This window comes from Rhodovulum iodosum, from assembly GCF_041020385.1.
GTDB lineage: Bacteria > Pseudomonadota > Alphaproteobacteria > Rhodobacterales > Rhodobacteraceae > Rhodovulum > Rhodovulum iodosum.
This window is the reverse complement of record NZ_JBEHHI010000001.1, coordinates 1,073,713-1,093,622: the sequence shown is the minus strand read 5'-3', so window position 1 is coordinate 1,093,622 and position 19,910 is coordinate 1,073,713. Positions and strand designations below refer to the sequence as shown.

The window sequence follows — 19,910 nt, the reverse complement described above, 5'->3', positions numbered from 1 at the left end:
GCGCGCGCACCGGCCTGAGCTTTCGCAAGGCCGACGCCGCCGGGGGCCCTGCCCCCGGACCCCCGGGATATTTCCGGCCAGAAGAAGACAGGCGGTGGGGAAAAGCCGTTTGCCGGGGGCAAGAGCCTGTCTGATGCGCTCAACGCCGGGCGGTTGCGCTGCGCACCTGGGCCACCGCCACCGGGATCACCACGGTCAGGAACAACAGCCGGAACACGTGATGCGCCGCGACGTAGGCCGGGTCGGCGTCGAGCAGCAGCGACATCGCCATCATCGTCTCAAGCCCGCCCGGCGCAAACGCGATCAGCGCGTTCAGGATCGGCAGGCCCAGGAGGCGCGCGACCAGCGCGGCGAACCCCAGCGCCACCAGCGCGGCAAAGCCGGTCAGCAGGCTGGCCGCGCCGAGCGATTGCAGCATCATCCGCGGCGTGACCCCGGCAAAGCGGGTGCCGATCAGGGTGCCCATGGTCACGAAGGCGGGCAGCGACAGCCATTGCGGCACGCCGCCCTCGATCAGTGCCGCGCCGTGGCCCACCGCCGACAGCCCCATCGCGCCCAGCAGCAGCGCCGCCGGCACCCTGATCCGCTTGAGCCCCATCCCGGCCGCCAGCGACAGGGCGACAAGGCCGGCCAGAGCCACCGGCGCCATCGGCGGCGCGGCGGGAGGCAGCGCCGGCAAATCGCCCGTCCCAAGAAGCGGCGCCAGGACCGGCACGATCAGCGTCAGCGCCAGCACCCGCAGGCTCTGGATCATTGTCACCCGCGGCAGGTCGGCCCGCACGTCCGACGACAGCGACAGCACGAAGCTCAGATGCCCCGGCGTGGCGGCCAGAAGCGCGCTCATCCGGTCGAAGCCGAAGACGCCCTGCAACAGCCGCGTGCCGCCGGCGAAGATCGCCAGAACGGCGAGTGCGAGCGCAACCAGGCTGATCGGCCATTTCACCGCCGTGGCCACGGCTTCGGGCGTGACGCTGGCGCCCATGTTGACGCCGATCAGCACGAAACAGGCATCGCGCAGCCGCGCGGGCACCGTGACGTGCAGACCCGCCAGCGCCGCCAGCGTGACCGCCAGCGACGGGCCGGTCAGAAACGGCGCCGGCGCGCCCAGCAAGGCGGCCAGCCCGGCGCCCAGAGCGCCGACGATAAGCGTGCGGATCGCGGCCCACATCGGGTTGGGGTCTCCGGCTCGGGGTTGGCCGGGGTGCGCGCGTTCGCCCCGGCCTGGCGCCCAAGCAACCGCCAGGCCGGGGGAAAGTCAATCGCCGCAGCGCGGTGGCACCAGATCGGGGTCGACCATGCCGGCCGCCTCGCGCGGTCGATCGTCGTGACGCAGAACCGGGGCGAACCGGCGAACCGCCCGGCCGGCATCTCGGCCCTGGTCAATGCCCGGCCAGGCGTCGCTTCGATCGCATCATCCCTCTGGACGGTCCAGCGATGCGGCGAAGAACGGCGCGAAATGGTCCAGCACCGCTTGCGGGTTTTCCTCGGGCGCGAAATGGCCGCTGTCGCAGGAGGCGTCGGCGAGGTCGGGCGCCCACCGGGCCCAGAGCGCCGCGGGCGCATCGGTCTGGGCGGGAAAGCCGATATCGGACCACAGAAAGAAGACCGGGCAGGCGATGGTGCGCCCGGCGGCACGGTCGGCCTCGTCCAGCCGTCGGTCGGTGGTGGCCCCGGCGCGATAATCGGCGCACATCGCGGCGATGCGCGCGGGGTCGGCGGCTTGCCGCCGGTAGGCGGCCAGCGCCGCGCCCGCAAACGCGTCGAGCGATTTCGCCTTGGTCCAGCTTTGCAGCGTGTGTTCGATATAGCCTACCGGGTCGGCGCCGATCAGGCGCTCGGGCAGCGGCGCGGGCTGGGCGAGAAAGGTCCAGTGATAGGCCTTGAGGGCGAGGTCGGCCGACCACGCGGCCCAGAAATCGCCCGTGGGCACAACCTCGACGATGCCCAGCCGCGAGACGCGCGCGGGGTGGTCGAGCGCCAGCCGATAGGCCACCCGCGCGCCGCGGTCGTGGCCCAGAACGCCCGCGCTGTCGAGGCCGAGCGCGTCCATCAGCCCGACGATGTCTCGCGCCATCTGCCGCTTGGAATAGGCCGTGTGCCCGTCATCGTCCGCCGGTGCGTCGCTGTCGCCATAGCCGCGCAGGTCGGGCACGATCACGTCGAAGTCGCGCGCCAGCGCCGGCGCGACGGCGGACCAGCACATGTGGTTTTGCGGGTAGCCATGCAGCAGGATCAGCGGCGCGCCCGCGCCCCCGCGGTGCATGGCCAGGCGCAGCCCGCCCACATCGACGCGGCTTTTGGCGAACCCTTCGATATCCGATGTCATGGCGGCCTCCGTCACGGTCAGGCTAGGGCCGCGGCGTGCTCAGGTCCAGTGCGCGGGTGCCTGGGCATAGCCGATATAGAGCGGATGCCTGGGGTGGCCCGCCTTGGTCAGCCCAAGGTGAAAGAGCGGCAGGCCGGTGGCGCGGAGCAGCCGCTCGACCTCTGGTCCCCGGTCGAGATGCGCGCCATGCGCGCCCCAGGCGCAGACGATCTGGTCGGCCCACGGGGCGCTCTGGGCGATGGCGGCATCGTTGCCGGGCCCGACCGGGTCGGGCGCGGCGCGCATGAGCTTTGGGTCGGTGGCGCGGTAGGCGAAGATGTTGGTCACCCGGAAGGCGCCGAAGCCCAGCGCCCGGGCACGGCGTTCGCAGCGTTCGACCGTGGGGTCGTTCTGCACCTCGGTCGCGGTCGAGGGGTTGAGCATCACGAAAAGCGCGCGCCGGCCGGCCGGGTCCCACACGCGGGTCAGCAGGTAGCGGTAGGCCTCGCAGTCGGAATAGACGGCCTCGGAGGCGGCGTCGCCCTTCAGGTGGGTGCGGGTGATCATGGTGCGGTTTGTGGCAAGGCCCGGGCGGACAGGCAAGGGGATAGCCCCGTTTTGAGCCGTCCTGGCATGCCGCGACCGCATGCCGGTCCGCTTCAGGCCCGTTGCGGTCATTGGGTTTCGCCGCGCTTTCGCGCGGCGACACTCAGGGTATTTCAACCAAGAAGAAGCAGGCAGCGGTTTCTTCTGGCCCCAAATATCCCGGGGGGAGTCCGAAGGACGGGGGGCAGCGCCCCCCACCGCTGCGCGACCGCCATCGGCAAGCCGCTGCGTCCCGTTTGGCGGAATTCTTCGAGAAATCCTGCGCCGGGTCAGTTGTTGAACACGCGGCTGGGGTGCAATTCGCCCGCCTTGTAGATGCCCACCGCCACCGCCCGGCCATCGAGCGAGGCCCAGGCCTCGTCGCCGTATTCGGCGTCAGAGGCCAGCACGATCCCCGGGTTGCCGTTGCGCAGTTTCGCGGCGCCGTCCGGCGTGGTGGGCAGTTCGGGCAAATCGACCAGCCCCCTTTCCAGCGGGTGCAGCAGCGCGTCGATCTCGGGGGTCTTGGCCAGCGCCTCGATACGGTCGAGGCTCACGCCCTCTTCGGCGTCGAACGGCCCCGACCAGACGCGGCGCAGGCTTTCGACATGGCCGAGGCATCCAAGCACCTCGCCCAGGTCGCGGGCGATCGCGCGCACATAGCCGCCCTTGCCGCAGACCATCTCCAGCTCGACATGGTCCGCATCGGGGCGCGACAGCATCGTCAGGCTGTCGACATAAAGCGGGCGGGCCGCGATCTCGACCTCTTCGCCGGCGCGCGCCATGGCATAGGCGCGCGCGCCATCCACCTTGACCGCCGAGAATTGCGGCGGCACCTGCTCGATATCGCCGGCAAAGCGGGGCAGGGCGGCGCGGATATCGTCGTCGCCGGGGCGGGTGTCCGAGGTCGCGATCACCTCGCCCTCGGCATCGTCGGTATTGGTGGCCGCGCCCAGCCGCACGGTAAAGCGGTAGGCCTTGAGCGCATCGGTGACGAAAGGAACGGTCTTGGTCGCCTCGCCCAGCGCCACGGCCAGCACGCCGGTCGCGGCGGGATCAAGCGTACCGGCATGGCCCGCCTTCTTGGCGCCGAAGGCCCAGCGGACCTTGCCCACCACGGCGTTCGAGGTCATGCCCGGGGGCTTGTCCACCACCAGCCAGCCCGAAATGTCGCGTCCCTTGCGGCTGCGTCCCAACCTTTGTCTCCGTCCGTCGTGAAGCCCGCCTGCTAGCGAAGCCGGCGCCGCCCGTCAACGCGCCGCATCGACCACGGCGCCCACGATGGGCCCCATCGGCAGCCCGCCATCGGCCCGCCCGAGGCCCGGGGCGTAAAGCTTGGACACCTTGCCGTCGAGATAGAGAGCCTGGGGCGTTTGCAGAACGTCGCGGAAAAGCCGGCCGAATTCATGAAAGGTGACGGGCCGGTCGGAGATTGCGAAATGCACGTCGCCGGCGGTATCGACCCCGACGCCGTTTCGGACGTAGCGCGAGTTGCTGTCGACCAGGAAGCGCGGATGCAACCGCCCGTCGATCACCAGCATCGGGCCGGATTGCGTGGCATGGGCGCAGGCCGGCGGGCCGGCGAGGTAGGCGCGCGTTTCGATCACCTGTGCGCTGCCGTTTTGCAGGCAGAGGATGCCGTTGGGCAAGAGGCCGAAATTGCCCGGCCCCGCGCTTGCGACCGCGGCGCGCTGCTGGCGGCCATCCTCGATATAAAGCCCGACCGGGCTGCGGTCGGCGTGGTACATGCCGGCATTCATTGCAAAGGCGAGATCGGCGCCCCGTGCCGAGAGCATGTCGCGCACCCTTCGAAAACTGCCCAGCACCGCGCCGCTTTCGTCGATGCGAAAGAGCCTCAGCTCGGTTTCGGCCGGGTCGAAGGAACAGATCGTGTAGCCCCGCCCCTCGTGGCTGGCGGTGCGGCAGGCGGCCTCGGCCGCGCCGCCCAGCGCAAAGAGCGCCAGCAGGCCGGCCAGCGCGCCTTTAACGCTCATCGTCGTCGGCGCGGTCCAGGTCGCGGCGCACGTTCTCCTGCGACAGAAGGCGGCGGGTCTCGTCCATCCGGTCGAAGGTTTCGTCCAGCGCAAAGCGCAGCTCGGGGGCGAATTTCAGCGACAGACCCTTGGCAACGATCCGCCGCAACTCGCCCCGGTTGCGCCGCAGCGCGTCGAGCGCGCCCTCGGCGTCGCGCCCGCCCAGCGGCAGCACGAAGGCCGTGACGACCCGCAAATCGGGCGTGGCACGAACCTCGCCCACGGTGATCGACATGCGGTTCAGCTCGGGGTCGTGCACCTCGCCGCGTGCCAACACCTCGGAGAGGCGCCGGCGGATCAGTTCGCCCACGCGAAGCTGGCGCTGGCTGGGCCCTGCGCCCTTGGAATATCGGTCTCTGGCCATGCCTCGCATCTAAGCCCTGGGGCGGGCTTTGCCAAGCCGGGCTTTGCAAGGGGCGCGGCGCTCGGCTACACCCGGGCGCATCGAATACCACAGGAGGGCGTGCGATGGAGACCCTGCCGGGCATTGTGATCATGGGCGCCTCGGGGCGCATGGGGCGGATGCTGACCCACGGCGTGCTGCAAAGCGACAAGGCGCGGCTGATCGGTTGCGTCGAAAAGCCCGGCCACCCCTGGGTCGGCCGCGACGTGGGCGAGGCGATGGGCGGGCCCCGCGTGGGTCTGCACGTCACCGACGACGCGGTGTCGGCCATCGCCCAGGCCCAGGCCGTGATCGATTTCACCGCGCCCGCGGTCACCGTGGCCACTGCCGAACTGGCGGCGCAGGCCCGCGCGGTGCATGTGATCGGCACCACTGGGCTGGGCGACGAGGACCTCAAGCGCCTCAAGGCCGCCGCGCGTCACGCGGTGGTGGTCCGGGCCGGCAACATGAGCCTCGGGGTCAACCTGCTGGTCCAGCTCACCCGCAAGGTGGCTGCCGCGCTGGACGAGGATTTCGACATCGAGGTTGTCGAGGCCCACCACCGGCACAAGGTCGACGCGCCCTCGGGCACCGCGCTGATGCTGGGCCAGGCCGCCGCCGAGGGGCGCGGCGTGGCGTTGTCGGAGGTCGAGGATCGCGGCCGCGACGGTATCACCGGCGAGCGCGCGCGCGGCGCCATCGGGTTTTCGTCGATCCGCGGCGGCGACATCGTGGGCGAGCACGACGTGATCTTTGCCGGCGCGGGCGAGCGGATCTTGCTGCGCCACGTGGCGACCGACCGGGCGGTTTTCGCCCGCGGCGCGCTCAAGGCCGCGCTTTGGGGACAGGGCCAGCGGCCGGGCGAATACGACATGCTCGACGTTCTGGGACTCTGAGAGTCATCCGATCCGCGCGCTGCCCCGTAATGACATGCATGACCCGGATCGCATACATATTTGCCGTCGCCGCCCTGACGGCCAGCCCCGCGCTGGCCGAAGGTTTTCAACCCGTGGAAAACCGAGACAGCTTCGTGTCCTTGATCGACGGCCGGTCACTGACACGGTTCGGCATTCGTCTTGAGGTTTCGCCTCGCGGCGACATCACCGGGCGCGCATTCGGACGCGAGGTCTCTGGCGATTGGCGCTGGGACGGCCGGTACTTCTGCCGCGATCTCACCTTCGGCGCGGAGAGCCTGGGGCCCAACTGCCAGGCGGTAGAGGTGCGCGGAAGCACGTTGCGCTTTATCGCCGACAAGGGCGCCGGACAGCGGGCCGATTTGCGCCTCGACTGAGCCGTCAGAAATCGACGGCGATGCCTTTCCTCTCCCAATCGCCGTAGCGCACGGGCTCTGGCCCGTCGCGGCCGCCCAACTCCTTTGGCATCGACATCTCCCGCGCTTTCTTGCGCCGCTCCTCGGCTTCTTGCAGGGCGCGCTGTGCGGCGGGGGGCAGGTCGGGGCGGTCGGTGTCGGGCATCGGGCGGCTCCTTGTGGGGGGCAGGGCTTTGATATACCTCGGCGCGATGGGCTGGCAAGCGGAGGGTCGCGGATGGCCGAGGGGCGGGACAAGGCGCGCGAGGCGGCGCTGGCGCTGGTGCGCGGCGTGCTGGAAGAGCACCGGCTGATGTCCGAGATGACCGGGCCCGAGGGCCCCTTGGCTGCGCTGGAGCCGGCCGAGGCCGCCCGGGCCCAGCGGCTGGCCGCCTCGACCTTGCGCCATACCGGCCGGGCCGACGTGGTTTTGAAGCCGTTGATGCGCAAGCCCCCGCCGCCGCCGGTGCGCGCGATCCTGCGATTTGCCACGGTGGAAATGCTGCAAGAGGGCGCAGCGCCCCATGGCGCGGTCAACGCCGCAGTGGCGCTGGCCCGGCGGGACCGCCGGTCCGAGGCGTTCAAGGGGTTGGTCAATGCGGTGCTGCGCAAGGTGGCCGAAACCGGGCCCGAGGCGTGGGCCGCGCTGCCGCCCCAGCGCTTGCCGGGCTGGTTGCGCGGGCGGCTTGACAGCGCCTGGGGGCGCGCCGCGGTGACGGCGATCGAGGCCGCGCATGCCGCGGGCGCGCCGCTGGACCTGACCCCGAAAGACAGCGACGCGAGGGCGCTGGCCGCCGAAACCGGGGGCACCGCGCTGCCCACGGGCAGCGTGCGGCTGGAGGGCGGCGCACAGGTTTCGGCGCTGCCGGGCTATGACACGGGCGCGTGGTGGGTGCAGGACGCGGCCGCGGCCCTGCCGGCCCGCTTGCTGGCAGCGCAGCCGGGCGATCGGGTGGCCGATCTCTGTGCCGCGCCCGGCGGCAAGACGCTGCAACTGGCCGCGTCGGGGGCGCAGGTCGTTGCGGTGGATATTTCCCAGGCGCGGATGGCACGGGTCGAGGAAAACCTCGCCCGCACCGGGCTGATGGCCGATCTGGTGGTGGCCGATGCGCTGAGCTGGCGGCCCGACGCCCCGCTTGACGCGATCCTGCTGGATGCGCCCTGTTCGGCCACCGGTACGATTCGCCGCCACCCCGACCTGCCCTTTGCCAAGGACGGCGCCGCGATCAAGCCGCTCTTCGCGCTGCAAAGCGCACTGATCGATCATGCCGTGAGCCTTCTGAAACCCGGCGGACGGCTGGTCTATTGTACCTGTTCGCTGCTGCCCGAAGAAGGCGAGGCGCAGCTCGCCGCCGCGTTGGAGCGCCACAGGGCGCTCGAGGTTCTGCCCGCCGATCTGCCTGGGGTTGAGCCCGCCTGGCAGGCCCCGGCGGGCGGGCTGCGCCTGCGCCCCGATTTCTGGCCCGGGCGCGGCGGGATGGATGGGTTTTTCATGGTGGCCTTGCGCAAAACCGCCTGAGACACGGCCTTGCCCGGTGACACCCGGCAGGCCCGCCGGTATGCTGCGCCCATAAAAGCCACGGCCCGCGAGCAGACACCAAAAATCATGGCAGGCGCCCCCCCAGAAACCACCAGCCCGCGCCACAGGCCGGGCCGCCGGATGGACCGGCTGCATGCCCGGCTGAGCACGCTGGCCCGGCCCGCCACCGGCTTTGTCTCGCAGCCCGAGCCGCGCACCATCGGCAGCTATGCCCGCGGGCGACAGCTGATCGCGGGCAATTTCCTGTTCGCCGGTGATCTGCTCGCGGCGCCGCAGACGGCACCGTGGGATCTGGCCCACCCCAGCGCCGAGTTCGAGAACGAGGTGCACGGCTTTGCCTGGCTCGACGATCTGGCCGCGGTGGGTGACGGTCCGGCGCGGACCCGCGCGCAGGACTGGACCTGGGCCTGGATCGAGCGCTACGGCCGCGGCCGCGGTCCGGGCTGGACGCCCGATCTGACCGGGCGCCGCCTGATCCGCTGGATCAATCACGCCCTGTTTCTGCTGAACGGACAGGAAAGCGCGGCGTCAGAGGCCTATTTCCGCTCGCTCGCCCAGCAGACGATCTTTCTCAGCCGGCGCTGGAAAAGCGCCCTGCCGGGCCTGACCCGGTTCGAGGCGCTGACCGGCCTGATCTATTCCGGCCTCGCGCTATCGGGCATGGGCCGGTACGCCGGGCCGGCGGTCAAGGCGCTGTCGCGCGCCTGCGAGAGCGAGATCGACAGCGGCGGTGCGATTCCCACCCGCAACCCCGAAGAGCTGATGGAGGTGTTCACCCTGCTCACCTGGGCCGCCGCGGCGCTGTCCGAGGCCGGGCAGGTGGCGCCCCGGCCGATCGGCGAGGCGCTGGAACGGATCGCGCCGACGATACGGGCGCTGCGCCATGCCGATGGCGGGCTTGCGCGCTTTCACGGCGGCGGGCGCGGCGCGGAGGGGCGGCTCGACCATGCGCTCGCGGCCTCGGGGGTGCGGCCCCATGCGCTGACCGGGCTGGCGATGGGCTATGCCCGGCTGTCGGTCGGGCGCACGACCGTGATCGTCGATGCCGCCGCGCCGCCCGCGGTGGCGGCTTCGGCCAACGCCCATGCCTCGACACTGGCCTTCGAGCTGACCTCGGGCCGCCGACCGCTGGTCGTCAATTGCGGCTCCGGGCGCAGCTTCGGGTCGGACTGGCGCCGCGCGGGCAGGGCCACGCAATCGCATTCGACGCTGGCCATCGAGCGGTTTTCGTCGTCGCGCCTGGCCCCACGCGAAGGCAACGGCCGGATGCTGCTGGTGGACCGGCCCGGCGACGTGGGCGCGCGCCAAACCGTGGGGCCCGCGGGCGTGAGCCTGGTCGCCTGGCATGACGGCTATCGGGCGACCCACGGGTTGACCCATTCGCGCAGCCTCGACCTCGGACCGGACGGGCGCGCGCTGGCCGGCGAGGACATCCTGGCCACGGTGACCGAGGCCGACCGCAAGCAGTTCGACCGGGCGATGGACCGCGCGCGGCTGGCCGGCATCGCCTTTGCGCTGCATTTCCACCTGCACCCCGACGTCGACGCGGCGATCGACATGGGCGGCGCGGCGGTTTCGCTGGCGCTTAAGAGCGGCGAAATCTGGGTGTTCCGCCACGACGGCACGGCCGAGCTTAGCCTCGCGCCCAGCGTCTATCTGGAAAAGGGCCGCGTCAAACCGCGTTCGGCCCAACAAATCATTCTATCCGCCCGCATGATGGAGTATGCGGGCCAGATCACCTGGAGCCTTGCCAAGGCGCAGGAGACCCCGCAGGCGGTGCGCGACCTCGTGCGGTACGACGATCTGCCCATGGACTGAGACCATAACGAAGGACTGACCGAATGACCGACCTCGTGCCACTGCGCCGCGCGCTGATTTCCGTATCCGACAAGACCGGACTGGCCGAGCTGGGCCGGGCGCTGGCCGGCCGCGGGGTCGAGCTGCTGTCGACCGGCGGCACCGCGGCGGCACTGCGCGAGGCGGGGTTGGGCGTGGTCGACGTGGCCGAGGTGACGGGCTTTCCCGAGATGATGGACGGGCGCGTCAAGACGCTGCACCCGATGGTGCATGGCGGGCTGCTGGCGCTGCGCGACAACCCCGAACACGCCAAGGCCATGGCCGATCACGGCATCGGCGCGATCGACCTGCTGGTGGTCAACCTCTACCCGTTCGAAGCCACCGTTGCGAAAGGCGCCGATTACGAAACCTGCATCGAGAATATCGACATCGGCGGCCCGGCGATGATCCGCGCCGCGGCCAAGAACCACGCCTTTGTCGGCGTGGTGGTCGATACCGATGATTACGCCGCGCTTCTGGCCGAGCTCGACGCCAATGGGGGCGCCACCGGGCTGGCCTTCCGCCAGAAGCTGGCGCTGACGGCCTATTCCCGCACCGCGGCCTACGACGCCGCCGTGTCGGGCTGGATGGCCGGCGCGCTGGAGGAGACGGCGCCGCGCCGCCGGGCCTTTGCCGGCACGCTGGCCCAGACGCTGCGCTACGGCGAGAACCCGCACCAGAAGGCGGCCTTTTATACCGACGGCACCGGCCGGCCCGGTGTGGCCACCGCCAGGCAGTGGCAGGGCAAGGAACTGAGCTACAACAACATCAACGACACCGACGCCGCCTTCGAACTGGTCAGCGAGTTCCTGCCCGGCGGCGGGCCCGCCTGCGCCATCATCAAGCACGCCAATCCCTGCGGCGTGGCCCGCGGCGCCAGCCTGAAAGAGGCCTATTCGCGCGCCTTCGACTGCGACCGCACTTCGGCCTTCGGCGGTATCGTGGCGCTGAACATGAAGCTCGACGAGGAAACCGCGCGCGCCATCGCCGAGATCTTTACCGAGGTGGTCATCGCCCCGGGCGCCGACGACGCGGCCAAGCAGGTGTTCGCGGCCAAGAAGAACCTGCGCCTGCTGACCGCCGACGGTCTGGCCAACCCGGCCCAGCCGGGGCTGGCCGTGCGGCAGGTTTCGGGCGGGTTCCTGGTGCAGGACAAGGATAATGGGCGGATCGGGCCGGACGATTTGCAGGTTGTGACCAAACGCGCCCCCACCGAGACCGAGATCGCCGACATGCTGTTCGCCTGGAAGGTGGCCAAGCACGTCAAGTCGAACGCCATCGTCTACGTCAAGGACGGCGCGACAGTCGGCGTGGGCGCCGGCCAGATGAGCCGGGTCGACAGCACCCGCATCGCCGCGCGCAAGTCCCAGGACATGGCCGAGGCGCTGGGCCTGTCGATGCCGCCGACCAAGGGCTCCGTCGTGGCCTCCGACGCCTTTTTCCCGTTCCCCGACGGCCTCCTGACCGCGGCCGAGGCCGGCGCCACGGCGGTGATCCAGCCCGGCGGGTCCATGCGCGACGACCAGGTGATCGCGGCGGCCGACGAGGCGGGGCTGGCGATGGTGTTCACCGGTATGCGCCATTTCCGGCACTGAAGGCGATGCGGGCTCTCACGGCAACCGCGCTGGGCGTTTTCCTGCTCGACCAGGCGAGCAAGGTTTTCGTCCTTTACGGGCTGGGCCTCGCGCACCGGCTGGCCATCGACGTTGTGCCACCCTTCCTCAACCTGCGCATGGCGTGGAACCGGGGCTTGAATTTCGGCCTGTTCTCGAACGAGACGGACGTGATGCGCTGGGTCTTCGTCGGTGTCGCGCTGGCGGTCTCGGTCTGGGTGGTGCTCTGGGCGCGGTCGCAGCCCGGCCAGGTTGCGGTGCAACTGGCCGCCGGTGCGCTGGTGGGCGGTGCGCTGGGCAACGCGCTCGACCGGGTGGTTTACGGGGCGGTGGCCGATTTCCTGAACATGTCGTGTTGCGGCATCAACAACCCTTTCGCTTTCAACATCGCCGATGTCGGGGTCTTTGCCGGCGCCATTGGCCTCGTGCTCTTCGCCGGGCGGCACAAGACCCCGTGACGGGCACCGCGCCATCGGTTAAACATCGGGCCAGTGTGACGAAGGAGCCCGAGATGCGCATCGCGCCTGCATTCCTGTTGGCCTCCGTGGCGGCGGCGATGCTGCTGGCCGGCTGCAGCCGCAACAGCCAGCCGCAGTTGATGAATGTCGGCGCTGGCGAGCGCAGCCCCGACGAGTTTCAGGTGCTGCCCGGCAAACCGCTGGAGATGCCCGAGGATTTGGCCGCGCTGCCCGCGCCCACCCCGGGCGGCGCCAATCGGACCGACCCCACCCCCAATGCCGACGCCGTGGCCGCCCTTGGCGGCAACCCGGCCCGCGTGGCGCGCAGCGGCGGCGTGCCCGGCGCCGATGCCGGGCTGATCGCGCACGCGACGCGGTATGGGCTGGCCGGCAACATCCGCCAGACGCTGGCCGCCGAAGACCTGGAATACCGCCGCCAGAACGACGGGCGGCTGCTGGAACGCTGGTTCAACGTCAACGTCTATTTCCGCGCCTACGAGCGCCAGTCGCTCGACCAGCACGCCGAACTGGAACGCTGGCGCCGCGCCGGCGCCCGCAATGTTGGCGCGCCGCCGGAACAGGACTGAGCCGCGCGCGCCCAGACCCCGGACAACACGCGCCCAGCGCGCCGTCTGCCCGCGCAACGCCGCCCGGTCACATCCCCGTAGGCGGGCTTGAACCGGCGCCACGGCGGCGTAGCTTGAAATCGACGATCCTTTCGGAGAGATGCCCCATGCCGCGCCTTCCCGGCCTTGTCGTTCTGGCCCTCAGCCTTCTTGCCCTGCCGGTCCGCGCCGAGCAGGTCACAACTTTTGCCCTCGACAACGGCCTTGAGGCCGTGGTGATCGAGGACCACCGCGCCCCGGCGGTGGTTCACATGGTCTGGTACCGGGTCGGCGCCGCGGACGAACCCGCGGGAAAGTCGGGCATCGCCCACTTCCTGGAACACCTGATGTTCAAGGGCACCGACGACCTGGCCCAGGGTGAGTTTTCCGACATCGTCGAGGCCAATGGCGGCTCGGACAACGCGTTCACCTCGTGGGATTACACCGGTTATTTCCAGCGCGTCGCGGCCGACCGGCTGGGCCTGATGATGCAGCTCGAGGCCGACCGCATGACCGACCTGGCGCTGACCCCCGAGGACGTGGCGACCGAGCGCGACGTGATTCTCGAAGAACGCAACCAGCGCACCGAAAACAGCCCCGGCGCACTGTTCAGCGAACAGCGCCAGGCGATACAGTATGTCAATCATCCCTACGGCACCCCGATCATCGGCTGGAAACACGAGATGGAGGGGCTGAGCCGCGCCGACGCGCTGTCGTTTTACAAACGCTACTATGCGCCCAACAACGCCATCCTCGTGGTGGCGGGCGATGTCACCCCCGACGAGGTGCGCGCCCTGGCGCAGGAGCATTACGGCTCACTGACCCCCAGCGATGGCCTGATGCCGCGTGCGCGCCCGCAGGAGCCGCCCCAGCGCGCCGAGCGGCGATTCACGTTTTCCGACCCGCGGGTCGCGCAGCCCTATGTCTCGCGCAGCTACCTGGCGCCCGAGCGCGACCCGGGCGACCAGAAGACCGCGGCCGCGCTGACCTACCTGGCCGAACTGCTGGGGGGGCAAGGCGCAACATCGCTGCTGGGCGAGCGGCTGCAATTCGATCGGCAGGTAGCGCTTTATACCGGTGCCTTTTATCGCGGGCTGTCGCTGGACGACACGACCTTCAGCATGGTCGTGGTCCCGGCCGAGGGCGTCGACATGGACGAGGCCGAGGCGGCGCTGGACGAGGTGATTGCCGAATTCCTGGCCGAGGGCGTCGACGAAGAGCTGTTTGCCAGCGTCAAGATGCAGCTCCGCGCCTCTGAGATCTATGCCCGCGACGATATCCAAGGCCTGGCGCAACGTTACGGCAGCGCGCTGACCAACGGGCTGGGCGTCGACGACGTGCAGGTCTGGCCCGAGGTTCTGCAATCGGTCACCGCCGACGACGTGATGGCCGCGGCGCGCGATCTTTTCGACAAACGGCGCGCCGTGACCGGCTGGCTGACGCGGCCTGCGACCGACGCCACGGAGGTGACCCAATGATCCGTTTCGCCCTTGCCGGCCTTCTGGCCGTGGTAATGGCGCTGCCCGTCCGGGCCGCTGTTGAAATTCAAGAGGTCACCTCGCCCGGCGGCATCGACGCCTGGCTGGTGGAAAGCCACGACATCCCGTTCCTCGCGCTCGAAATCCGGTTCAAGGGCGGCGCCAGTCTGGATGCGCCGGGCAAGCGCGGGGCGATCAACCTGATGACGGGGCTGTTGGAAGAGGGCGCCGGCGACCGCGACGCCCGCGCCTTTGCCCGCGACCGCGACGCAATGGCCGCCAGTTTCCGGTTCGACGTCTCGGCCGATGCGCTGTCGGTCTCGGCCAAGGCGCTGACCGAGAACCGCGAGGCGGCGATGGCGATGCTGCGCGAGGCGCTGGTCGCGCCGCGCTTTGACGCCGACGCGATCGAGCGGGTGCGCCAGCAGGTGCTGTCGGGGCTGCGGTCAGACGCCAAGGACCCCGATACCATCGCCATGCGCAAGCTCGACGCACTGGCCTTTGGCGATCACCCCTATGGCTCTGCCATCGAGGGCACTCCCGAAAGCGTGTCGGCCCTGACCCGCGACGACCTGATCGCAGCCAAGGACAGGGTCATGGCGCGCGACCGGCTGTATGTGGGCGCGGTCGGCGACATCACCGCCGAAGAGCTGGGCGTGCTGCTCGACCGGCTGTTCGAGGACCTGCCCGAGGTCGGCGCGCCGATGCCGCCCGACACCGAGGTGGCGCTGACGGGCGGCGAGACGGTCGTGCCCTTTGACACGCCACAGGCCGTGGCGGTGTTCGCACAGCCGGGGATCGAGCGCGACGATCCCGATTTCTTCGCCGCGTTCGTGCTGAACCAGGCGCTGGGCGGGGCCGGCTACGGATCGCGCCTGAACGAGGAGGTCCGCGAAAAGCGGGGGCTGACCTATGGCGTCTATTCCTACCTGATGCCGATGGACCATGCGGCGCTGGTGATTGGCCAGGTCGCCTCGGCCAACGGGCGGGTCGCCGAGGCCATCGAGGTGATCCGCGCCGAATGGCGGCGCGTCGCCGAAGAGGGTATCACCGCCGAGGAACTGGACGAGGTCAAGACCTACCTGACCGGCGCCTACCCTCTGCGGTTCGACGGAAACGGCCCCATTGCACGCATCCTGGTGGGGATGCAGATGGATGATCTCGGCATCGATTACATCACCACCCGCAACGACAAGGTGAACGCGGTGACGCTGGAGGAAGTGCGCCGAGTCGCGGGCGCGCTTTACCGCCCCGACGCGCTGCATTTCGTCGTGGTGGGGCGGCCTGAAGGGCTGGACGCGTCGAACTGATACCCTAGTGAATCGGCCCAAGCCATGCTAATGCTTGTGGCATGATTATCGCCAACCCCAAGATAGGGCACAACCCGCCCCCTATTCGCCAGCTCGACGAGGCCGCGATCAACCGCATCGCGGCCGGCGAGGTGGTCGAGAGGCCCGCCTCGGCGGTAAAGGAGTTGGTCGAGAACGCGCTCGACGCGGGCGCACAGCGCGTCGAGGTTGCCTATGCCGACGGCGGCAAGACGCTGCTCAGGGTGCGCGACGACGGGCACGGTATGGCGCCCGATGACCTGCCGCTTGCGCTGTCGCGCCATGCGACCTCCAAGATCGACGGGACCGATCTGCTGAACATCCACAGCTTCGGCTTTCGCGGCGAGGCGCTGCCCTCGCTGGGCGCGGTGGGTCGGCTGACCATCACCTCGCGCGCACCGGGCGCCGAGGCGGGCGAGATCGCGGTCGCGGGCGGAGCGTCGGGCGCGGTGAAACCCGCCGCGCTGAGCGCGGGCACGGTGGTCGAGTTGCGTGATTTGTTCCACGCCACCCCGGCGCGTCTGAAATTCCTCCGCTCAGACCGGGCCGAGGCGCAGGCGATCGGCGATGTGGTGAAACGCCTGGCGATGGCGGAACCTTTCGTCGCCTTCACCCTGCGCGATGTCTCGGGCGGCGGCGAGGGGCGGGTGATCTTCCGTGCCGATGCGGAAACGGGCGATCTGTTCGACGCGCTGCACGGGCGGCTGGCCCGGGTGCTGGGCGCCGAGTTCGCCGAGAACGCGCTGAGGATCGAGGCCGAGCGCGAGGGCATCGGGCTGACCGGCTATGCCGCGCTGCCCACCTATTCGCGCGGCTCGGCGGTGGCGCAGTACCTGTTCGTCAACGGCCGCCCGGTGCGTGACAAGCTGTTGATCGGGGCATTGCGCGGCGCCTATGCCGATTTCCTGTCGCGCGACCGGCACCCGGCGGCGGCGCTGTTTCTCGACTGTGACCCGCACCGGGTTGACGTGAACGTGCACCCGGCGAAGGCCGAGGTGCGCTTCCGCGAGCCGGGCGTGGTGCGCGGGCTGATCGTCTCGGCGCTGCGCCACGCGCTGGCCGAGGCCGGGCACCGGGCCTCGACCACGGTGGCGGGCGCCACGCTGGGCGCGATGCGCCCCGAGCCCTCCGGCCCGGCGCGCGTCTACCGGATGGACCGGCCCTCGCCCGGCGCGCTGTCGGCGGCCTACTCCGGACAGGCCCCGGCCCCGGCCCCGCAAGCGGCCGGCCCGGTGCTTGCCCCCGGCCTTGCCGAACCCTCGGCCCGCTTCGAAGACCCCGCCTCATCGCCCGAGGCCGAGGCGCTGCCGCTGGGCGCTGCCCGCGCGCAGGTCCATGAAAACTACATCATCGCCCAGACCGAAACTGGGCTCGTGATCGTCGACCAGCACGCCGCGCATGAGCGGCTGGTTTACGAAAGGCTCAAGCGACAGATGGCCGAAACCGGCGTTGCCGCGCAGGCGCTGCTGATCCCCGAGATCGTCGAGATGTCAGAGGGCGATTGCGCCCGGCTGATGGAAATCGCGGGCGAGCTTGCCCGGCTGGGCCTGACGGTCGAGCCCTTCGGCCCCGGCGCGCTGGCGGTGCGCGAGACGCCGGCGATCCTGGGCGAGGTCGATGCGGGCGGGATGCTGCGCGACATCCTTGATGAGCTTGACGACATGGGCGAGAGCCTGACGGTGCAGGCCAGGGTCGAGGCGATCCTCAGCCGCGTGGCCTGCCACGGCTCTGTCCGCTCGGGCCGCCGGATGGGTGCGGACGAGATGAACGCGCTCTTGCGCGAGATGGAGGCGACGCCCCATTCGGGCCAATGCAACCACGGGCGGCCGACTTACGTGGAACTGAAACTCTCCGATATCGAGCGGCTGTTCGGGCGGACATGATCGAGATCGGCGAAACCCTCGTCATCGGCGGGCGCAGCTACGCATGGACCGACCCGGTCATCCTGGGGGCCGGCGGCGGGGCCGGGCTGGTGCTGCTGATCCTGTCGCTGCTGCTGCTGGCGGTGGTCCGCGCGGGGCGCTCGGCGCGGATGGCCGAGCCGCTGATTTACCAGATGAACCAGTTGACCAGCCGGGTGCAGGCGCTGTCGGACGGGCAGCAACAGCTTGCCGGCGGGCTGACACACGTCTCCGACGCGCAGGCGGCCAGCCAGTCGAACCTGCTGAACCTGATGGAAACCCGCCTCGCGCAGGTCAGCGAGCAGATGAACCAGAACCTGCACGGCTCGGCCCGGCGCACGGCGCAGTCGCTGGGCGAGTTGCAGCAGCGGCTGGCCACCATCGACAAGGCCCAGGCCAATATCGAGAAACTGTCAGGCGACGTGCTGTCGCTTCAGGACATCCTGTCGAACAAGCAGACGCGCGGCGCGTTCGGCGAGATCCAGCTCAACGACATCGTATCCAAGGCGCTGCCCGCGGACAGCTACACGATGCAGGCCACGCTATCGAACGGCAAACGGGCCGATTGCCTGATCCAACTGCCCAACCCGCCGGGTCCGATCGTGATCGACAGCAAGTTCCCGCTGGAGGCCTACGAGGCGCTGCGCCGCGCCGACACCCAGTGGGAGCGGACCGAGGCGGCCAAGATGCTGAAAACGGCGGTCAAGGCGCATATCAAGGCGATTTCCGACAAGTATATCCTCGACGGTGAAACCGCCGACGGCGCGCTGATGTTCCTGCCCTCCGAAGCGGTCTATGCCGAGCTTCACGCCAACTTCCCCGAACTGGTGCGGGAAGGCTTTGCCGCGCGGGTCTGGATCGTCTCGCCCACCACATGCATGGCCACGCTGAACACGATGCGCGCCATCCTGAAGGACGCGCGGATGCGCGAACAGGCCGGCGCGATCCGCAAGACCCTGAAACAGCTTCATCGGGATATGGAACTGGTGGTCGAAAGGGTGGACAGGCTGACCACCCATTTTGGCCAGGCTCGCGCCGATCTCGAAGGCATCGGCGCCGCCGCAGAACGCGCGGGCAAGCGCGCCGCGCGGCTGGACAATTTCGATTTCGAAGATCCGGCGCCGGGCACGCCGCGCGTGGTCGCGCTGAGCGAGCCCGGCGAGTAGCTCAGATCCCGAGGAAAGGCTGTGCCAGCCGCGGGATGAGGCCCGAGAACCTCAGCGGCGCGTCGGTCGCCGCCAGGCAGATGCAATCGTGGCCGGGGGCCGCGACCGGGGTATGCTCAAGCTCTTCGTTGGCGACCTCGACGTCGCCGGGGCCAAAGACATCCGCTTCGTCCTCGAAGGCGCCTTGCAGCACAAGCGTCAGCTCGGTGCCGCGGTGGCCGTGATCGGGCACCGCCACGCCAGCGGGGATGTAGAGCAGTCGCACCGAGGCGTCCTTCGATGTCGGCAGGATCGCTTGACGCACACGGCCGCCGACCGATTTCCATTCCACCGCGTCGATATCGCCGCCCACGTACTCGCGCAGGGGTTTGGGCAGCAGCGCATCCTCGGCGGTGGTGGCAGGTGCCGTGATCCGCTCTTCCTCGGGCACGTCAGAGATACGCTTCATCGTGGCGGCAAAGCTGTCCTCGGCCATCTCGCACGTATCGGTCTCTTCCAGTACGGCGCCGCCGACAGCCTCGAAAGAGGCCAGGCGCGCGCGGCATTCGTCGCACATCGACACATGGGTCGCGACGACGAGGCCGAACGCCTCGGGAAGATTGCCGGCGGCATAAGCCATCAAAAGCGGGTCGGTGAGGTGGTGTTTTATGGTCATGTTCATCTTCTTCTTCACTTCATCTCGTGGCGCAGGCGGTCCAGCGCCAGGCGTATTCGGGATTTGATCGTGCCCAGCGGCAGTCCGGTCTCTTCGGCGATCTCGCTATGCGACATGTCACCGAAATAGGCCCGTTGGATCAGCATCCTCTGCTTTTCGGGCAGGGCGGCCAGCGCCGTGCCCAGTTTCTCGCTCTCCTGTTGCAGGGCAATGGCCTCGTCCTGCTCGGGCTCGTGTTCGGGGCCCCATGTCAGGTCTTCGGGCTCTGGCCGGCGGTTTTTCCGCAGCGCGTCGATCCGGCGGTTCCGGGCGATGGTAAAAACCCATGTCGCCACGCTGGCCCGCTCGGGGTCGAACAGATGCGCCTTATGCCAAAGCGTTGCCATCACGTCCTGTGCACATTCCTCTGCAAGGGCCGGATCGGCCCCCGATTTCATCAAAAACGCCTTCACGCGCGGTGCGAAGTGGGCGAACAGCTCGGCAAAGGCGGTTTCATCCCTTTCCGTTTTCACCCGCGCCACCATTTCGGACCAGCGCGTGTCGACCGTATCCTTTTCCGTCACGGACCTTGCCCCTCCAGACCGGTACACTCCTTTCGCGCCGTCAACATAAAACGCAGGCGGCAGGGGCGCATCCGATTTCTCGACAGCGGCGGTTCCGTTCAACATACCCTTTCTACGCGGCCCGCCCGGGATTGGATCACACCCGATTGTATT

The 19,910-nt window shown here is 69.5% G+C and carries 20 protein-coding genes; 11 read left to right on the top strand and 9 right to left on the bottom strand.

All coding sequences use genetic code 11. From position 1 onward, the window contains the following. Positions 1–139: 139 nt before the first annotated feature. The 6 genes from Ga0609869_RS05340 to rbfA form a co-directional block, all read right to left on the bottom strand. Complete coding sequence (locus Ga0609869_RS05340; protein ID WP_125405929.1) at positions 140–1,168, bottom strand: AbrB family transcriptional regulator; 1,029 nt, start codon at positions 1,166–1,168, stop codon at positions 140–142. 243 nt (positions 1,169–1,411) lie between these two features. Further along, on the bottom strand, positions 1,412–2,326 hold the full coding sequence (locus tag Ga0609869_RS05335) for an alpha/beta fold hydrolase (RefSeq protein WP_125405931.1): 915 nt from the start codon (positions 2,324–2,326) through the stop codon (positions 1,412–1,414). Positions 2,327–2,365: 39 nt separating this feature from the next. Then, positions 2,366–2,872 carry a DUF1643 domain-containing protein gene (locus Ga0609869_RS05330; RefSeq protein ID WP_125405934.1) on the bottom strand — a complete coding sequence of 169 codons (507 nt, stop codon included), beginning with the start codon at positions 2,870–2,872 and terminating at the stop codon, positions 2,366–2,368. A 308-nt stretch (positions 2,873–3,180) separates the two neighbouring features. After that, entirely contained in the window at positions 3,181–4,086 is a 906-nt protein-coding gene (gene truB, locus Ga0609869_RS05325; RefSeq protein WP_125405937.1) for a tRNA pseudouridine(55) synthase TruB, read from the bottom strand. A 54-nt stretch (positions 4,087–4,140) separates the two neighbouring features. Further along, positions 4,141–4,884, bottom strand: coding sequence for a phosphodiester glycosidase family protein (locus Ga0609869_RS05320; RefSeq protein ID WP_125405940.1), 744 nt, complete (start codon positions 4,882–4,884; stop codon positions 4,141–4,143). Further along, the gene (rbfA, locus tag Ga0609869_RS05315) at positions 4,874–5,287 is read right to left on the bottom strand and encodes a 30S ribosome-binding factor RbfA (RefSeq protein ID WP_125405943.1); all 414 of its coding nucleotides are present in this window, start codon (positions 5,285–5,287) and stop codon (positions 4,874–4,876) included. Before rbfA ends, Ga0609869_RS05320 begins: the two co-directional genes overlap by 11 nt. A gap of 104 nt (positions 5,288–5,391) precedes the next feature. Between rbfA and dapB the strand changes: the two genes are divergently transcribed. Both dapB and Ga0609869_RS05305 read left to right on the top strand, forming a co-directional pair. Beyond that, positions 5,392–6,201 (top strand): 4-hydroxy-tetrahydrodipicolinate reductase, encoded by an 810-nt coding sequence (gene dapB, locus Ga0609869_RS05310; RefSeq protein WP_125405945.1) that lies wholly within the window; start codon positions 5,392–5,394, stop codon positions 6,199–6,201. A gap of 38 nt (positions 6,202–6,239) precedes the next feature. After that, the gene (locus tag Ga0609869_RS05305; protein ID WP_125405948.1) at positions 6,240–6,596 is read left to right on the top strand and encodes a dihydrodipicolinate reductase; all 357 of its coding nucleotides are present in this window, start codon (positions 6,240–6,242) and stop codon (positions 6,594–6,596) included. A 4-nt stretch (positions 6,597–6,600) separates the two neighbouring features. On the opposite strand, the gene Ga0609869_RS05300 is transcribed toward Ga0609869_RS05305, so the two are convergent. Beyond that, complete coding sequence (locus Ga0609869_RS05300) at positions 6,601–6,780, bottom strand: DUF1674 domain-containing protein (RefSeq protein WP_125405951.1); 180 nt, start codon at positions 6,778–6,780, stop codon at positions 6,601–6,603. 72 nt (positions 6,781–6,852) lie between these two features. Here Ga0609869_RS05300 and Ga0609869_RS05295 point away from each other — a divergent pair, with 72 nt between their 5' ends. From Ga0609869_RS05295 to Ga0609869_RS05255, 9 genes are all read left to right on the top strand, one after another. Further along, positions 6,853–8,133 (top strand): RsmB/NOP family class I SAM-dependent RNA methyltransferase, encoded by a 1,281-nt coding sequence (locus tag Ga0609869_RS05295; RefSeq protein ID WP_125405954.1) that lies wholly within the window; start codon positions 6,853–6,855, stop codon positions 8,131–8,133. A gap of 87 nt (positions 8,134–8,220) precedes the next feature. Further along, positions 8,221–9,972 (top strand): heparinase II/III family protein, encoded by a 1,752-nt coding sequence (locus Ga0609869_RS05290; protein ID WP_245972292.1) that lies wholly within the window; start codon positions 8,221–8,223, stop codon positions 9,970–9,972. A 23-nt stretch (positions 9,973–9,995) separates the two neighbouring features. Then, positions 9,996–11,585 carry a bifunctional phosphoribosylaminoimidazolecarboxamide formyltransferase/IMP cyclohydrolase gene (gene purH / locus Ga0609869_RS05285; RefSeq protein WP_125405957.1) on the top strand — a complete coding sequence of 530 codons (1,590 nt, stop codon included), beginning with the start codon at positions 9,996–9,998 and terminating at the stop codon, positions 11,583–11,585. Between the two features lie 5 nt (positions 11,586–11,590). After that, positions 11,591–12,061, top strand: coding sequence for a signal peptidase II (lspA, locus tag Ga0609869_RS05280; protein WP_125405960.1), 471 nt, complete (start codon positions 11,591–11,593; stop codon positions 12,059–12,061). Positions 12,062–12,114: 53 nt separating this feature from the next. After that, entirely contained in the window at positions 12,115–12,648 is a 534-nt protein-coding gene (locus Ga0609869_RS05275; RefSeq protein WP_125405963.1) for a DUF3035 domain-containing protein, read from the top strand. Between the two features lie 146 nt (positions 12,649–12,794). Then, positions 12,795–14,144 carry a M16 family metallopeptidase gene (locus tag Ga0609869_RS05270; RefSeq protein ID WP_125405966.1) on the top strand — a complete coding sequence of 450 codons (1,350 nt, stop codon included), beginning with the start codon at positions 12,795–12,797 and terminating at the stop codon, positions 14,142–14,144. After that, positions 14,141–15,454, top strand: coding sequence for a M16 family metallopeptidase (locus tag Ga0609869_RS05265; RefSeq protein ID WP_125405969.1), 1,314 nt, complete (start codon positions 14,141–14,143; stop codon positions 15,452–15,454). The genes Ga0609869_RS05270 and Ga0609869_RS05265 overlap by 4 nt, the downstream gene beginning before the upstream one ends. A 41-nt stretch (positions 15,455–15,495) precedes the next feature. After that, a complete protein-coding gene (gene mutL, locus Ga0609869_RS05260) occupies positions 15,496–17,355 on the top strand; it encodes a DNA mismatch repair endonuclease MutL (protein WP_125405972.1) in 1,860 nt (619 codons plus the stop codon). Next, on the top strand, positions 17,352–18,539 hold the full coding sequence (locus tag Ga0609869_RS05255) for a DNA recombination protein RmuC (RefSeq protein WP_125405975.1): 1,188 nt from the start codon (positions 17,352–17,354) through the stop codon (positions 18,537–18,539). Before mutL ends, Ga0609869_RS05255 begins: the two co-directional genes overlap by 4 nt. A gap of 1 nt (position 18,540) precedes the next feature. Here Ga0609869_RS05255 and Ga0609869_RS05250 read toward each other — a convergent pair whose 3' ends face one another. Both Ga0609869_RS05250 and Ga0609869_RS05245 read right to left on the bottom strand, forming a co-directional pair. Then, positions 18,541–19,200 (bottom strand): ChrR family anti-sigma-E factor, encoded by a 660-nt coding sequence (locus Ga0609869_RS05250; protein ID WP_438826863.1) that lies wholly within the window; start codon positions 19,198–19,200, stop codon positions 18,541–18,543. Positions 19,201–19,208: 8 nt separating this feature from the next. Continuing rightward, positions 19,209–19,718 (bottom strand): sigma-70 family RNA polymerase sigma factor, encoded by a 510-nt coding sequence (locus tag Ga0609869_RS05245; protein WP_245972309.1) that lies wholly within the window; start codon positions 19,716–19,718, stop codon positions 19,209–19,211. Positions 19,719–19,910: the final 192 nt, after the last annotated feature.

Excerpts from the sequence above, each read along its gene's own strand:
- Ga0609869_RS05300 (WP_125405951.1), bottom strand. The coding sequence starts at position 6,780 with ATGCCCGACACCGACCGCCCCGACCTGCCCCCCGCCGCACAGCGCGCC.
- Ga0609869_RS05305 (WP_125405948.1), top strand. The coding sequence starts at position 6,240 with ATGACCCGGATCGCATACATATTTGCCGTCGCCGCCCTGACGGCCAGC.
- Ga0609869_RS05265 (WP_125405969.1), top strand. The coding sequence starts at position 14,141 with ATGATCCGTTTCGCCCTTGCCGGCCTTCTGGCCGTGGTAATGGCGCTG.
- rbfA (WP_125405943.1), bottom strand. The coding sequence starts at position 5,287 with ATGGCCAGAGACCGATATTCCAAGGGCGCAGGGCCCAGCCAGCGCCAG.
- Ga0609869_RS05340 (WP_125405929.1), bottom strand. The coding sequence starts at position 1,168 with ATGTGGGCCGCGATCCGCACGCTTATCGTCGGCGCTCTGGGCGCCGGG.
- Ga0609869_RS05245 (WP_245972309.1), bottom strand. The coding sequence starts at position 19,718 with ATGGTGGCGCGGGTGAAAACGGAAAGGGATGAAACCGCCTTTGCCGAG.
- Ga0609869_RS05290 (WP_245972292.1), top strand. The coding sequence starts at position 8,221 with ATGGCAGGCGCCCCCCCAGAAACCACCAGCCCGCGCCACAGGCCGGGC.
- dapB (WP_125405945.1), top strand. The coding sequence starts at position 5,392 with ATGGAGACCCTGCCGGGCATTGTGATCATGGGCGCCTCGGGGCGCATG.
- Ga0609869_RS05255 (WP_125405975.1), top strand. The coding sequence starts at position 17,352 with ATGATCGAGATCGGCGAAACCCTCGTCATCGGCGGGCGCAGCTACGCA.
- Ga0609869_RS05295 (WP_125405954.1), top strand. The coding sequence starts at position 6,853 with ATGGCCGAGGGGCGGGACAAGGCGCGCGAGGCGGCGCTGGCGCTGGTG.
- Ga0609869_RS05250 (WP_438826863.1), bottom strand. The coding sequence starts at position 19,200 with ATGAACATGACCATAAAACACCACCTCACCGACCCGCTTTTGATGGCT.
- Ga0609869_RS05335 (WP_125405931.1), bottom strand. The coding sequence starts at position 2,326 with ATGACATCGGATATCGAAGGGTTCGCCAAAAGCCGCGTCGATGTGGGC.
- mutL (WP_125405972.1), top strand. The coding sequence starts at position 15,496 with ATGATTATCGCCAACCCCAAGATAGGGCACAACCCGCCCCCTATTCGC.
- lspA (WP_125405960.1), top strand. The coding sequence starts at position 11,591 with ATGCGGGCTCTCACGGCAACCGCGCTGGGCGTTTTCCTGCTCGACCAG.
- purH (WP_125405957.1), top strand. The coding sequence starts at position 9,996 with ATGACCGACCTCGTGCCACTGCGCCGCGCGCTGATTTCCGTATCCGAC.
- Ga0609869_RS05330 (WP_125405934.1), bottom strand. The coding sequence starts at position 2,872 with ATGATCACCCGCACCCACCTGAAGGGCGACGCCGCCTCCGAGGCCGTC.
- Ga0609869_RS05275 (WP_125405963.1), top strand. The coding sequence starts at position 12,115 with ATGCGCATCGCGCCTGCATTCCTGTTGGCCTCCGTGGCGGCGGCGATG.
- Ga0609869_RS05270 (WP_125405966.1), top strand. The coding sequence starts at position 12,795 with ATGCCGCGCCTTCCCGGCCTTGTCGTTCTGGCCCTCAGCCTTCTTGCC.
- Ga0609869_RS05320 (WP_125405940.1), bottom strand. The coding sequence starts at position 4,884 with ATGAGCGTTAAAGGCGCGCTGGCCGGCCTGCTGGCGCTCTTTGCGCTG.